This window comes from Streptomyces sp. NPDC045695 (assembly GCF_056432025.1).
The window spans coordinates 1-12,639 of the sequence record NZ_JBWKJU010000013.1; the positions used below are offsets into that span (position 1 = coordinate 1).

Consider the following 12,639-nt stretch of genomic DNA (forward strand, 5'->3'; position numbering starts at 1 on the left):
CCGAGTACGTCCCGTACACGGGCGCCCCTCCGCCTTGCGATGCACCGCACCGGACGACCCGGGCTCACCCGACAAGATCCGGAAGAGACGGCCTACCGGCTGCGGCGGGTGCGCCGCGGGGGCTGGCGAGGGGCTGTCGCTACGCGGCGCCCGCCGCCGCCAGGACCGCGACCGGCAGGAGGAGGATCCACTGCGGCAGCCGGAGCAGTGGCTTCGACCAGCCGACCGCGAACGTGACGACCAGGAAGGCGGCGGAGTACGCGAGGAAGTGCGCGGCCACGAACCACGCCATCGGGCCGGTCGCCGACGTGCCGCCCGCGAGCGCGAGGTAGACCAAGGCGGCCGCGGAGAGCACCAGGTCGACGCTCACCATGTGCCACACGGCGTGCAGGACGCGCTTGGGTTCGTCCGCGAGTGCGCAGGACAGCAGCGGGCGCACCACGTCCCGGTGACCGGCGGCGATGTGCGTCGCAGCCACACCGAACGCCGTGATGCCCGCAGCCAGAAGCCAGCCGTTCATCGGATCTCGATTCCTTTGACCATGACAGCAGCCAGCCGGTCGGCCAGCTGGGGGTCGGGCTGTACTCCGACCAGACCGACGTGGAAGAACACGGCTCCTGCCAGCGCGTCCAGGACCAGGTCCACGGGGGTGTCGGCCGCGATCTCCCCGCGGGCCACGGCCCGCTCGAAGACGATCAGCAGGCGCTCCTTGGAGGGGGCCAGGAAGTCGCTGCGGATGCGTGCCTTCAGCGCCGGATCGGCGGCGAAGTCCGCGAGCAGCCCCGGGAGCGCCGCCGCGGCGGCCGGGGCGCGGAACTCGTCGACCAGGCCCCGCAGCAGTGCGGTCGCGTCACCGGCCAGCGTTCCGGTGTCCGGGACCGGCTCGTGGTCGGTGCTCGTGAACACGGCCTCGAAGACCAACTCCGGCTTGCCCCGCCACCGCCGGTAGACGGTGTCCTTGCCGACCCCGGCACGGGCGGCCACCGCCCCGATCGACGTGGCGGCGTAGCCGACCTCGCTCACCAGCTCGGCGGCCGCGCTGACGATCGCCTCGTGCGAGCGGGGATCCCTGGGACGTCCTCTGGAGGACGGAGAGGAGCTCATGCGATTTACTATACGGGTCGACCCGTTTGGTAAACAGCCCTCAGTCTTTTGCCTTAGAGGTAAGGTGAATTGCCAGAAAGGCAAAGCTCTGGCTCAATCGGGGCATGAATCCCGGCCCTGCCCCCGGTACCGACCCCGGCCCGGACTCCGGTCCGGGTCCCGCTCCCGGTCCTGAAGACGCGCACGAAGAACTGCCCGCCGTGGCCCCGCAACTGCGGGAACTGCGCCGTCGCGCCGGACTCACACTGGAAGCCGCCGCCGCCCGGGCCAGGCTCTCGCCCGCCCACCTGTCCCGGCTGGAGACCGGCCGCCGCCAGCCCTCGCTGCCCCTGCTGCTCGGCCTCGCCCGCACCTACGGTACGACGGTCTCCGAGCTGCTCGGCGAAACCCCCGCCGCCGCCGATCCCATCGTACGGGCCGGGGGTCCGGGCGCCCGCGAGGCCGACGGGTGGACGTACTGGCAGGCAGGCGGCTCCGGGCGCGGGATGCAGGCGCTGCGCGTGCACGTCCCCCACGGCCGAAGCCAGGGCGAGCTCGTCCGCGTACACCCCGGTGAGGAATGGCTGTACGTCCTGCAGGGGCGGCTGCGGCTGCACCTGGGGGAGGCCGAGCACCTGCTGGAGCCCGGGGACAGCGCGCACTTCGACTCGCTCACCCCGCACCGGATCGCGGCGGCCTCCACGGGCGGAGCCGACCTGCTGTTCGTCCACACCCTGCTGCAGAGCAGCCTCGCGGGGCTGTGCCTCGGCGGGACCCCCACGTCCACGCACCACCGATAGGCCAGGAGCCGTAGTGATGTCCCAAGGAGAGAACCCCGTGACCCTGCGGGCACGCATCGAGTCGAAGTTCCCGCGCGGCCTGGTGATCCGGCTGGTCGCCTACCTGTTCGTCGGCCACCTCTTCGCCTTCTTCGTCTACCTCCTCTTCGTCCTGGGCGCCAAGAACCAGTGAGGTCCTTCGGGGCCTAGGAAGTTGAAGGCGCTGTGGCTACCCTCCGCGCATGATTTCCACGGTTGTCTGGGGTACCGGCAACGTCGGCCGTCTGGCCATCCGCGCCGTCGAGGCCCATCCCGCCCTGCGGCTCGCCGCAGTCATCGTCCACCATCCCGCCAAGATCGGCCGCGACGCGGGCGAACTCGGCGGACTCGGCCAGCCGTTGGGGGTCCCGGCCACCGACGACATCGAGGCCGTACTGGCCGCACGCCCCCAGGCCGTGGTGTACGCCGCGTCCGGGGACGTCCGGCCCGACGACGCCCTCGCCGACATCACCCGTGCGATCCGGTCCGGCGCGGTCGTCGTCAGCCCCGCCCTCTACCCCCTGTACGACCACCGCAACGCCCCGCCGGAGTTCCGTGACCCGGTCCTCGCCGCCATCGCGGAGGGCGGCGGCTCGCTCTTCGCCTCCGGCGTCGACCCCGGCTGGGGCAACGACGTACTCCCCCTCCTGCTCAGCGGACTGGGCACCACCATCGACGTGATCCGCTGCCAGGAGATCTTCGACTACTCCACCTACGACCAGCCGGACTCCGTCCGCCACCTCGTGGGCATGGGCCAGCCCATGGACCACGAGCCGATGATGCTCATGCCCTCCGTCCCGACCATGGTGTGGGGCGGGCAGATACGCATGATGGCCCGGGCCCTGGGGGTCGAGCTCGACGAGATCCGCGAGACCTCGCAGCGCCGCGCGCTCGACACCACGGTGACCACCCCGACCATGGGCGAGTTCGAGGCCGGGACCCAGGGCGCGATCCGCTTCGAGGTCCAGGGCGTCGTCGGGGGTGAGCCGCGCATCGTCATCGAGCACGTCACCCGCATCCACGCCTCGTGCGCACCGGACTGGCCCGTACCGCCCGACGGCGGCGACGGCGCCCACCGGGTGGTCATCGAAGGCCGTCCGCGCATCGAGGTCACCATCGAGGCCACCGACGACGGGGACAACCGCTCGGCCGGTGGCAACGCCACCGCCGTCGGACGCCTCGTCGGCGCCATCGACTGGCTCACCGAGGCGGAGCCCGGACTCTACGACGCGCTCGACGTCCCGCTGCGCGCCGCCGTCGGCAGACTCGGAAGGAAGCACTCATGAGGATCGACGTCCCCGAAGGCCAGCACCCGATCGAGTACGTGTGGGGTGACATGGTCCCCGGTATCGGGATGGCCGCGGCGAACTTCTCGCTATCGGTGTACGCCCACACCACCCTGGGGCTGCGCGAGTTCGAGGCGGCCCGGCTGCGGGTGGCGCAGATCAACGGCTGCGTCTTCTGCCTGGACTGGCGCACCGAACGGGAGGGGGAGAAGGTCGAGGAGGAGTTCTCCGAGGCCGTCACCCAGTGGCGCACCACCGATGCCTTCGACGACCGCACCCGGCTGGCGGCGGAGTACGCCGAGCGGTACACCCTCGACCACCACGGGCTCGACGACGAGTTCTGGGACCGGATGACCGCGCGCTACAGCCAGCTGGAGATCGTGGAGCTGACGATGAGCATCGGCTCCTGGCTGGCCTTCGGCCGGCTCAACCACGTGCTCGGCCTCGACAGCGTGTGCGCGCTGCCCGGCCACTGACGGGGTCGCCCGTCCCGGTCTGGGTCCGGGGCCGCTCGGTGCGTCCGGTCGGCCCCGGCTTCGGCTGTGCGCGGCACGGCAGGATCCGGAAGCGACGGCCTAGAGGTCGGTGGCGATGATCTTCTCGATGTTCCGTTCGGCGAGCGCCGTGATGGTGACGAACGGGTTCACGCTGGTGTTGCCCGGGATGAGCGCACCGTCGATGACGTACAGGCCGGTGTAGCCGTGCAGGCGCCCGTAGTTGTCGGTGGCCTTGTTCAGGACCGCGCCGCCGAGGGGGTGGTAGGTGAGGGTGTCGTGCCAGATCCTGTTGCCGCCGAACAGGTCGGTCCGGTAGATCGTCCCCTCCTTCGCGTTGATCTTGTCGAAGATGGTCTTGGCCATGGTGATCGACGGCTGCTTCCAGGCGGTCTGCCAGCTGAGGTCGGCCCTGCCCGTCGCGGCGTTCCAGGTGAACTCGGCGCGGTTGGGGTTCTTGGTGATCGACAGGTAGAACGAGGCGTATGTCTCGATCCCGGTGGGGAGCGGGGCCACCTCGGCGAACGCGCCGCCCGCGTCCCAGTTGTCGATGCCGGAGCACGGGATGGTCGACTGGAGCTTGCCGGTCGGGTCCCACATGTGGTTCGCGCGGCCGCACATGACGTTGCCGTTATCGCCCCAGCCCCTGCCCACCTCGCTGTTGAGGTTCGGCAGGGCCCCGGTGGCCTTCAGTTTGACCAGGAGCTTGCTCGTGCCGACGCTGCCGGCCGCGAAGAAGACGCGGTCCGCGGTGACGTTCTTGGTCGCCACGATGTCGCCGGTGGTGTTGATCTGCTCGATGCTGACGGTGTAGCCGCCCGCGGCGGCGGGGGAGACCGAAGTGACCTTGTGGAGGGCCGAAATGGTGACCTTGCCGGTGGCCGCCGCCCGGGCGAGGTAGGTCTGGAGCAGCGACTTCTTCCCGTGGTTGTTGCCGTAGAGGATCTCCCCGCCCAGGGCCGACTTCGTGGCGGTGCCGGCCGCCTCCCGCTTCATGTAGTCCCAGTCGTACACGTCGGGCACGAAGGTCCAGGCGAAGCCGGAACGCTGGGCGTGCTTGCGTCCCACGCGGGAGAACTGGTAGCAGTCGGCGGTCTCGAACCAGACCGGGTCGATCATGCCGACCCCGAGCCCGGCGTTGGCCCTCGGGTAGTAGGTGCCGTACATCTCGTCGGCGTCCACCGAGGGCAGGACGGACTGGAAGTTCGCGCGCTTGGGCGTGACCGCCATGCCTCCGTTGACCAGCGAGCCCCCGCCGACCCCGCGGCCCTGGTAGACGGTGATTCCGGCGAAGTCCTCGGCGTCGAGGATCCCCGTGTACCGGGGGACGTCCTTGTCGATCGGAAAGCCGAGGAAGTTGCTCAGCGGCGCCTTGGTCCTGGTCCGGAGCCAGAAGGAGCGGTAGTCCGGGCTGGTCACCTTCGGGAAGATCTTGCCGTCCGAGCCCGGTGTGTCCCAGGACATGCCCATCTCGACCATCTGCACGTCCACGCCCGCCTGCGCGAGGCGCAGGGCCGCGACGGAGCCGCCGTAACCGGTGCCGATGACCAGGGCCGGCACGTGGGCGCCGTCACCGATCGCGGCGGAGCCCACGGCCGCCCGGGCGGGGGTGACGCGGGGCGCCAGGGCCATGGCTCCCAGAGTGAAACCTGTTGCTCCGAGGAACCCGCGACGTGAAATGCCGTGGGAACCTCTTCCGGGCAGGGCTTTTTCGCTCATGCGAGCTCCTCGTTCGTGGGGTGAATGGGAACGAGTTCTACTGCTGCCCGCGTGTGAAGTCACTACATGCGTCTAGGTAACTTTCGGTCGATCACCTGACAGAAGGGCCGGGGTCCCGGTGATGGACCCAACCCAGTACCAGCACGGAGGCGACCGCGGCGAAGGCGCACCAGGTCGAGGCGAATTCCAGCCGCCACAGCGCTGAGCAGGCCAGCGCCCCGCCGGCCAGCACCGCGCCGAGCAGCCGCAGACGCCGGTCCCCGGCGAGCATCAGGGCGCCCAGCGTCGCGAGGAGATAGCCCGTCAGAACCGCCGGCATCCACGGAACATTCACGCCGTAGCCGAGGGTGCGCCCCCGGATCTCGGCGGTCACCGGCCGCGTCGCCAGACAGTACGAGAGCACCGCGGCCGTGGCGACGCCGACGGCCACCGGCCCCCACAGCCGCCGCCGGATCCCCGGCGCCACCGCGAGCAGCACGCCCACCGGAACCCACAGCGCCAGCAGCGGCAGGGCGATGACGGCCCAGGCCGTGGTGGCCGGTGAGCAGCCGCCGCCCGAGCTCCAGACGGCGGCCTCCACCAGTTGGTGCGCGCCCAGCAGCAGCGGCAGCGCGGCGACCGGCAGATTGCGGGGCCGCCGCGCGCGCACCACGCGCGCCACGCACACCAGTCCGACGGCGGTGATGACCGTGCCCGCCGTGAGATCGGCCGTCGCGCTCCAGCACACGGGGATCAGCCGGGCGCCGGGTGCCGCACCGTCGCGCGGCGGGCGCCGCCCCGCCGGCGGTCCCGGGCCCTCAGGGCGATCACCTCTTCTCCGGCGCGGCCGGCGGAGGTTCGAGCGCCGGCGCCGTCACCGAGCACTGCGTGCGGCACTGGTGGTGCGCCACCCCGGCCCCGGGCGTCCGTACGGTCGCCCAGGCCACGACGGCGCCGACCGCGAACACCCCCGCGCACCAGACCATGGCCACCCCGAAGGCGCTGTCGAACTGGGTCGCCGAGCGGTACGACTCGGGCCCCATCCCGGCCAGCAGCGGCAGCGCCGCCACCGCGAGCAGGCCGGCGGCGCGCGCGGCGGCGTTGTTGATGCCGCTGGCCAGCCCCGCCCGGCCCGGGTCCACCGAGGCCAGTACGGTCTCCGTCAGCGGAGCCACCAAGGTCACCAACCCCATGCCCATCACGAACATCGCGGGCAGCACGTCCGCCCCGTACGAGGCCTCCGGCCCCACCCGCAGCATCAGCAGCGTCCCCGCCGCGCACAACAGCGGCCCCACGGTGAGCGGGATCCGCGGCCCGATCCGCTCCCCGAGCTCCCCGGAGCGGGCCGACAGCAGCAGCATCAGCGCGGTGGTCGGCAGCATCGCGGCGCCCGCGGCGAGCGCGGAGTATCCGGCCACGACCTGGAGCTGGAGCACGACGAGGAAGAAGAACCCACCGAGGGCCGCGTACACGCACAGGGTGACCAGGTTGACGGCGGTGAACTGGCGCGACGCGAAAATGGCCGGCGGCACCATGGGATCGGCCCGTCGCCGCTCGACGTACACGAACGCGACGGCCAGCACCAGGCCGCCGCCCACCGCCGCGCCGAGCACGGGCCCGGTCGCGGACCGCGCCTCGATCAGCGCGTAGGTGAGCAGCGCGAGGGCGGCCGCACCCAGCGCCGCCCCGAGGACGTCGAACCGCCCGTGCGCCTGCGGATCCCGTGACTCCGGTACGTGCCGCAGCGCCATCGGGACACACAGCGCGGCCACCGGCACGTTCAGCAGGAACACCCAGCGCCAGCCCGGCCCGTCCACCAGCCAGCCGCCGAGGAACGGTCCCACGGCCGCGCCCACCCCGCCCAGACCCGACCACAGACCCACCGCCCGGCCCCGGTCCTCGGCCCGGATCGAGCCCTGGATCAGCGCGAGGGAGCCGGGTGTCAGCAGCGCGCCGCCGATGCCCTGCAGGGCGCGGGCGGCCACCAGTACCCCGGCGTTCGGCGCGATTCCGCACAGCAGCGAACCCACCGCGAACCACACCACGCCCAGGACGAAGATCCGGCGTCGCCCGAAGCGGTCGCCGAGCGCCCCGCCGACCAGGATCAGCCCGGCCAGCGTCAGCAGATAGGCGTTGACCGTCCACTGGAGCACCGCCAGATCGGCGCCGAGATCGAGACCGATGCGCGGCAGCGCGACATTGACCACCGTCGAGTCCAGCAGGGCCATGCCCGACCCGAGCACGGTGGCCACCAGGATCCACCGGCCGCGTGCGGACCCGAGCGGAACGCTGGGCGCGGGCGCGTCGGCGGCCCCGTCCGCGGGCTGTGTCGCGGGCGGTCCTGCGGAGAGGTCGGAGGGCGGGCCCGCGGCTGGTCGCGCAGGCGGCCCGGTCGGCGGTTCGGTCGGGGGTCTTCCGGTCGGGGGTCCGGTCGGCTGTCCGGGGGGTGGCTCGGCGGGCGCGGTCATGCCTTCAGGCTGGCCCGCCCGGCCGGGAAAGGCCACTGGGCGGACGCCCGGGGCGGTCACGCGCACGGCGACGCACCCGAGCGCCCCGGCCACGGCGGACGGGACCGGCATTCGGGTGGCGGGGGCGCGACCGGGAGCCGACGCGCCGGGGGAGCGGGCGCGGGCTCGTTATCCTGGGCGACCATGACGCTCCTGAGCGACCAGGCCGAGGACATCAGGGCCCTTGTGGGCAGTGCCGACCCGGGGGCGGTCTGGGCCGTCGGCGGCCCGGACGGGGTGCACGCGTGGTCGCCCCCGAAGGACGTGGACGCGGCCTTCGACGTCGGCGGGCTCGCCCCCGTCCTCGCGCTCTGGCCCGTCATCGGAAGCCTCGTGGAGGAGGGTGCACTGCGGCTGCACACCCCGCTGGCCTCCTACGGGGGCGACGCCGCCGCGGACGCCTCCCGCGCGGCCACGGCCCACCACCTGCTCACCCGCACCGACGGGACCGCGGCCCTGACCCGCCTCGCCGAGCACTTGGGCGACGGCACCCTCGCCGAACTCGCCGCCACCCGCGTCTGGCGCCCCCTCGGCATGACCGGTACCCGCTTCGCCGACGGCACCCTCCGCGCGCCCCTCGCCGACCTGGTCCGCTTCCAGCGCCACCTCCTCTCCCCGGCGGACGCGGCCGGCTCCGCCGCCCTCACCCGCACGTGGGTCACGGAGTCCCTCCGCATCCGCACCGGCGAACTCACCCCCGCCCGCGGTCTCCTGTGGCACCCCGCACCGCACGGCGTCTGGTGCCACCACGCCCCGCAGGAGGGCGGCCCGGCCCTCTGGATCTCGCTGCGCCACCACCGCTGGGCGCTGCTCCTCCCGGCCGCCGCCCCCACCTCCCTGCGCACCGCCTCCCTGCGCACCGCCTTCCGCGAGGCGCTTTTCGCGCCGACCAGCGCTCCATGACGGCCGGTTGAGTGACATCCCGGATGCCGTCCCGGGAGGCCACCACCCGGTGGAGCAGGCGGGCCCCGCGTCCACCCGGTGCCGGGCAGCGGGGCAAGGCGCCCACGGCCCGACCGGACGCCGCGCCGCTGCCGGTCCCAATGGACCCCTCGGGGTAGCTCGGGGCGCGCGGCCGGGGGCCGGGACGTACGGTGATCCCGATGTCACAGACCGTTGTTGTCTCGCCCCCCGTCGAACCACACGAGGATCCCATGCCCGACGCCGCGACCTCCGCGTTCACCGACCCGGACGTCGACCCGCTCGACGCCCCGTGCCGCGCACTTGCCGAGGCCGCCGCCGCGGTCGGCGAGGCCGCCCGTTACGCCTCGGCGCTGGCCCTCGGCGCCCGCCTGCCCGCGGCCGCCTTCGCCCGGGGAGGCCGCACCCGGCTCGGCTGGCGCACCCTGCTGCGCACCCTCACCGACCCGGAGGGTCTCGGCTGGCCCCCACGGGGCCGGGGCGTGGCCGGGGCCGGCCGGCTCGCCGGAATCCTGACGAGCCGCGAGAGCCTCGCGGTCAGCATCGCCGTCTGCGGACTCAAGGCCCGGATCCGGGCCGCGGACGCGTGCCGTCCCGAACTCCTCCAGGACCCCGCCGCGGCGGCCGTCCTGCGGGCCGCCGCGGCGGGCCGCCAGGCCGAGGCCGTCCGGCTGTTCCGGTCCCTCATGCGAGACCGGGGCGCCGGCCACGCCTTCGCCCTGCTGGCCCCGTCCTTCGCCGACATCCTCGCCTGGAACGCCCTCACGGACGGCAACCCCTTCAACGACCACGCCGGCTGGCAGGTCGCCACCGGCCGGGCCGAGACCGCCCAACCGCTCCTCGGGCTCGGCGCCGCGTTCCGGGCCTTCTGCGACCGCGGCCCGGCCCTGCCCGCACGCCCCGTAGGGCGGCCCGAACTGCCCCCGGTGAGACGCGCCCCCACACGCCGGAGGTTCACTGCCCTGCCGCCCGGCCCGGCGCCCCGGCCACCCGCCGACGGCCTGCTCGGTCACGCGGCCGCGCTGGGCACGCACGCGGCCGGGATGCGCGCGGCGGCCTCCGCACTGGCGGGAGACGCCCCGCGCGCCGAGGTCGCGGCGCTCGCCGACCGCTGCACGGCGGCGGCGCGCGGCCTCGCCCTGGCCGCCGCCCAGCTCGGCGGGGGACCGGCCGCGGTGAGCCGGGCCCGGTGACGTCCGGGGATGCCTCGCTCAGTTCCGCTCGGGCGCGGCCAGGTGGCGCTGGGCGGTCGGCTCGGCCGGGCCGGACGGCTCGGTCGGCTCGGCCGGGTCGGTCAGCGCGGTCAGGGCGGCCAAGGCCCGTCCGGTGATCTCCTCGGGGGAGCCGGACACGTCGACGACGACGCCGGCTTCGTCGTCCTGGAGCGGTTCCAGCGCGGCGAACTGCGATTCCAGCAGGGCGCGGGGCATGAAGTGGCCCTTGCGGGCCGCCATCCGCTCCTCGATCAGGGGGCGTTCACCGCTGAGGTGAACGAACACGGCCCCGGGGTCCGCGGTGCGCAGCCGGTCGCGGTAGGTGCGCTTGAGCGAGGAGGCGGCGACCACTGCGCCCCTCAGCCCGGCGAGGCTGTGGATCCACTCGCCGATCGCGTCCAGCCACGGCCACCGGTCCGCGTCGTCCAGCGGGGTGCCGGCCGACATCTTGGCGACGTTGGCCGCCGGGTGGAAGGCATCGCCCTCCGCGTACGGGACGCCGAGCGCTTCCGCGAGCAGCCGGCCCACGGTCGTCTTGCCCGTGCCGGCCACGCCCATCACCACAATCACCCGTCGGGTGCTCACGTCCACCTCGCTGTCACCTCGCCGTCCCCGCCGGCACCGGACCGTGTGCCACCACTGAAGCGCATCGACGCGTCCGCGTTCAAGGCTCCCCCTCCCCTGTCCCGCCGCTCCTCACGCGTCGAGAACGGCGAGATCGATCCCGGCCAGGCGCTCCGGTTCCGCGACGACGTCGATCTCGGTGATCAGGCCCTGCGTGATGGTGAAGGCCAGGACCAGGAACAGACGTCCCAGCGGCGCCATCGCGAGACCGACCACGCCGTCGACCAGCGCGGGCTGAGTGGACTGCGCCCGCTGCATCGCGGCCATCGCGCCCCGGGCCACGGTGACGGAGCCGCTGATGACCACGGGCCGCGGGGTGGGGCCGACGGCCGGGTCGGCCCGGAGCACCACGTCGGGATGGAGCAGCGTGACCAGATCGTCGAAGTTCCCGCCGCGGGTGGCGGCCAGGAAGGCGTCCACGACGCGCCGCTGGAGCGTCAGATCGGCGTCGGGCACCGCCGGGGCGCCCTTGACCCTGCGGCGGGCGCGGCTCGCGAGCTGGCGGGTCGCGGCCGGGGACTTCTCGATCAGGGGGGCGATCTCGTCGAAGGGCACGGCGAACAGGTCGTGCAGGACGAACGCGAGCCGCTCGGCCGGCGCCAGCGTGTCGAGCACCACCAGCAGCGCCAGCCCGACCGAGTCGGCCAGTACCGCTTCCTGTTCGGGGTCGACCGCGTCCTCACGGCTGACGGCCGGGTCGGCGGGATAGGCGTCCATGGAGTCCTCGCGCCGCGACGCGCGCGAGCGCAGCATGTTCAGGCACACGCGCGAGACGACCGTGGTCAGCCATCCGCCGAGGTTCTCGACGTCGCTGATGTCGGAGCGGGCCAGGCGCAGCCAGGCCTCCTGTACGGCGTCCTCGGCCTCGCTGAGTGAGCCGAGCATGCGGTAGGACACCGCTCGCAGATGTGAGCGGTGCTCCTCGAATCGCTCCGCCAGCCGCGCGTTCTCGTCCACCGGTCCCCCGTTCCCACCTCACCGTGGATCTCAACATAGATCACCGTGAAAACGCGGTCGCTCGCGGGGAGTTGGTACCGGTTCCGGCGATGCCCATGGACTGGCTCCGTCCGTTTTCGCCGGTCGCGGGCGCTGCTGGATAATGAAGTGAACGGGAAACGCAGTGGAGACGCCGGGGACACGTGGTGGTCCGGCATGAGAAGGAGTCCTTGATGGATGTGCAGCACTTCGAGCGGATCACCGCGTTCATCGAGGCACGGCTCACCCCGCTGTTCGACGCGGAGACCGGCAGCGAATACGGCTTCGCGATGGACGACACCTCCCGTGCGCTGCGCGCCCTGCGCAACTCCGTCCTGGAGGCCTCGGCCATCAAGGGCCTCCTGGACCAGCGGGCGGCGGCCGATCCCGCGATGCGGCGCGTCATCGACCAGTCGGTGGAGCACAACTGGGACGTCCTGCGCGGCATCGCCCGCCAGTGGGAGGACCACGCCGACTTCCGCCACGAGTTCAAGCACCACGCGTGGGAGCTCGACCACCACCACGCCGCCGCGGAGAGCTGAGCGCCCGCGGGCTCAAGTACAGCCACAGCCACAGCCACAGCCACAGGCGGCCCGGCCCCGCGCGCACCGCGCGAGGCCGGGCCGGCGCCTTGAGGTCAGCCGGCCGCCGTGCGCGGGGTCGTCTGCTGGACCGCCCAGCCGTTGCCGTCCGGGTCGGAGAAGTAGACGAAGGACCCCCACGGCATGTCCTGGATCTCCGTCACCTCCACGCCCCGGCCCCTGAGGTCGGCGTACGCCTCCTCGATGTCGCTCACGACGACCTGCATGTTGTCCAGCGAGCCCGGGGTCATCCGGGTGAGCCCCTTGCCGATCGCGATCGAGCAGGCCGACCCCGGCGGGGTCAGCTGGACGAAACGGATGTCCTCGCTCACCACGACGTCGTGGTCGGCGTGGAAGCCGAGCTTCTCGTAGAAGGCCTTGGCCCGGTCCACATCGGTCACGGGCACCGCGACCAGTTCCAGCTTGATGTCCATCACA

General features: G+C 73.0%; 15 protein-coding genes. 7 read left to right on the forward strand and 8 right to left on the reverse strand.

Going from position 1 to position 12,639, the window contains the following annotated elements:
* Positions 1 to 139: 139 nt before the first annotated feature.
* Both AC07DU_RS22020 and AC07DU_RS22025 read right to left on the reverse strand, forming a co-directional pair.
* Complete coding sequence (locus AC07DU_RS22020; protein WP_360904563.1) at positions 140 to 520, reverse strand: hypothetical protein; 381 nt, start codon at positions 518 to 520, stop codon at positions 140 to 142.
* Positions 517 to 1,104 carry a TetR/AcrR family transcriptional regulator gene (locus AC07DU_RS22025; RefSeq protein WP_479113022.1) on the reverse strand — a complete coding sequence of 196 codons (588 nt, stop codon included), beginning with the start codon at positions 1,102 to 1,104 and terminating at the stop codon, positions 517 to 519. The genes AC07DU_RS22020 and AC07DU_RS22025 overlap by 4 nt, the downstream gene beginning before the upstream one ends.
* Positions 1,105 to 1,208: 104 nt before the next feature.
* On the opposite strand from AC07DU_RS22025, the gene AC07DU_RS22030 reads away from it, so the two are divergent.
* From AC07DU_RS22030 to AC07DU_RS22045, 4 genes are read left to right on the forward strand one after another with little or no spacing between them, the layout of a single operon-like run.
* On the forward strand, positions 1,209 to 1,883 hold the full coding sequence (locus AC07DU_RS22030) for a helix-turn-helix domain-containing protein (protein WP_479038290.1): 675 nt from the start codon (positions 1,209 to 1,211) through the stop codon (positions 1,881 to 1,883).
* A 37-nt stretch (positions 1,884 to 1,920) separates the two neighbouring features.
* Complete coding sequence (locus AC07DU_RS22035; protein ID WP_366864781.1) at positions 1,921 to 2,055, forward strand: DUF6126 family protein; 135 nt, start codon at positions 1,921 to 1,923, stop codon at positions 2,053 to 2,055.
* Positions 2,056 to 2,104: 49 nt separating this feature from the next.
* Positions 2,105 to 3,187, forward strand: a complete 1,083-nt coding sequence (locus AC07DU_RS22040; RefSeq protein ID WP_479113025.1) for an NAD(P)H-dependent amine dehydrogenase family protein — start codon at positions 2,105 to 2,107, stop codon at positions 3,185 to 3,187.
* On the forward strand, positions 3,184 to 3,663 hold the full coding sequence (locus AC07DU_RS22045) for a carboxymuconolactone decarboxylase family protein (protein ID WP_479113027.1): 480 nt from the start codon (positions 3,184 to 3,186) through the stop codon (positions 3,661 to 3,663). The genes AC07DU_RS22040 and AC07DU_RS22045 overlap by 4 nt, the downstream gene beginning before the upstream one ends.
* 99 nt (positions 3,664 to 3,762) lie before the next feature.
* Here the strand turns inward: AC07DU_RS22045 and AC07DU_RS22050 are convergent, their stop codons facing one another.
* The 3 genes from AC07DU_RS22050 to AC07DU_RS22060 form a co-directional block, all read right to left on the reverse strand.
* A complete protein-coding gene (locus AC07DU_RS22050) occupies positions 3,763 to 5,400 on the reverse strand; it encodes a GMC oxidoreductase (RefSeq protein ID WP_479113029.1) in 1,638 nt (545 codons plus the stop codon).
* Positions 5,401 to 5,491: 91 nt separating this feature from the next.
* Positions 5,492 to 6,127, reverse strand: a complete 636-nt coding sequence (locus AC07DU_RS22055) for a DUF6629 family protein (protein WP_479113031.1) — start codon at positions 6,125 to 6,127, stop codon at positions 5,492 to 5,494.
* A gap of 79 nt (positions 6,128 to 6,206) precedes the next feature.
* Entirely contained in the window at positions 6,207 to 7,637 is a 1,431-nt protein-coding gene (locus AC07DU_RS22060; protein WP_479038385.1) for an MFS transporter, read from the reverse strand.
* A gap of 393 nt (positions 7,638 to 8,030) precedes the next feature.
* Here AC07DU_RS22060 and AC07DU_RS22065 point away from each other — a divergent pair, with 393 nt between their 5' ends.
* Positions 8,031 to 8,789 (forward strand): serine hydrolase domain-containing protein, encoded by a 759-nt coding sequence (locus tag AC07DU_RS22065; RefSeq protein WP_360904539.1) that lies wholly within the window; start codon positions 8,031 to 8,033, stop codon positions 8,787 to 8,789.
* A 251-nt stretch (positions 8,790 to 9,040) separates the two neighbouring features.
* Positions 9,041 to 10,000, forward strand: a complete 960-nt coding sequence (locus AC07DU_RS22070) for a hypothetical protein (RefSeq protein ID WP_479113033.1) — start codon at positions 9,041 to 9,043, stop codon at positions 9,998 to 10,000.
* A gap of 18 nt (positions 10,001 to 10,018) precedes the next feature.
* Here the strand turns inward: AC07DU_RS22070 and AC07DU_RS22075 are convergent, their stop codons facing one another.
* Together AC07DU_RS22075 and AC07DU_RS22080 are read right to left on the reverse strand one after the other, a co-directional pair.
* Positions 10,019 to 10,606, reverse strand: a complete 588-nt coding sequence (locus tag AC07DU_RS22075; protein WP_479033719.1) for a gluconokinase — start codon at positions 10,604 to 10,606, stop codon at positions 10,019 to 10,021.
* Positions 10,607 to 10,717: 111 nt separating this feature from the next.
* A complete protein-coding gene (locus tag AC07DU_RS22080) occupies positions 10,718 to 11,602 on the reverse strand; it encodes a sigma-70 family RNA polymerase sigma factor (protein ID WP_479113035.1) in 885 nt (294 codons plus the stop codon).
* Between the two features lie 212 nt (positions 11,603 to 11,814).
* Between AC07DU_RS22080 and AC07DU_RS22085 the strand changes: the two genes are divergently transcribed.
* Positions 11,815 to 12,162: a hypothetical protein gene (locus tag AC07DU_RS22085; protein ID WP_360904407.1), complete on the forward strand. Its 348-nt coding sequence runs from the start codon at positions 11,815 to 11,817 to the stop codon at positions 12,160 to 12,162.
* A 95-nt stretch (positions 12,163 to 12,257) separates the two neighbouring features.
* Here the strand turns inward: AC07DU_RS22085 and AC07DU_RS22090 are convergent, their stop codons facing one another.
* Complete coding sequence (locus tag AC07DU_RS22090; protein ID WP_360904410.1) at positions 12,258 to 12,635, reverse strand: VOC family protein; 378 nt, start codon at positions 12,633 to 12,635, stop codon at positions 12,258 to 12,260.
* Positions 12,636 to 12,639: the final 4 nt, after the last annotated feature.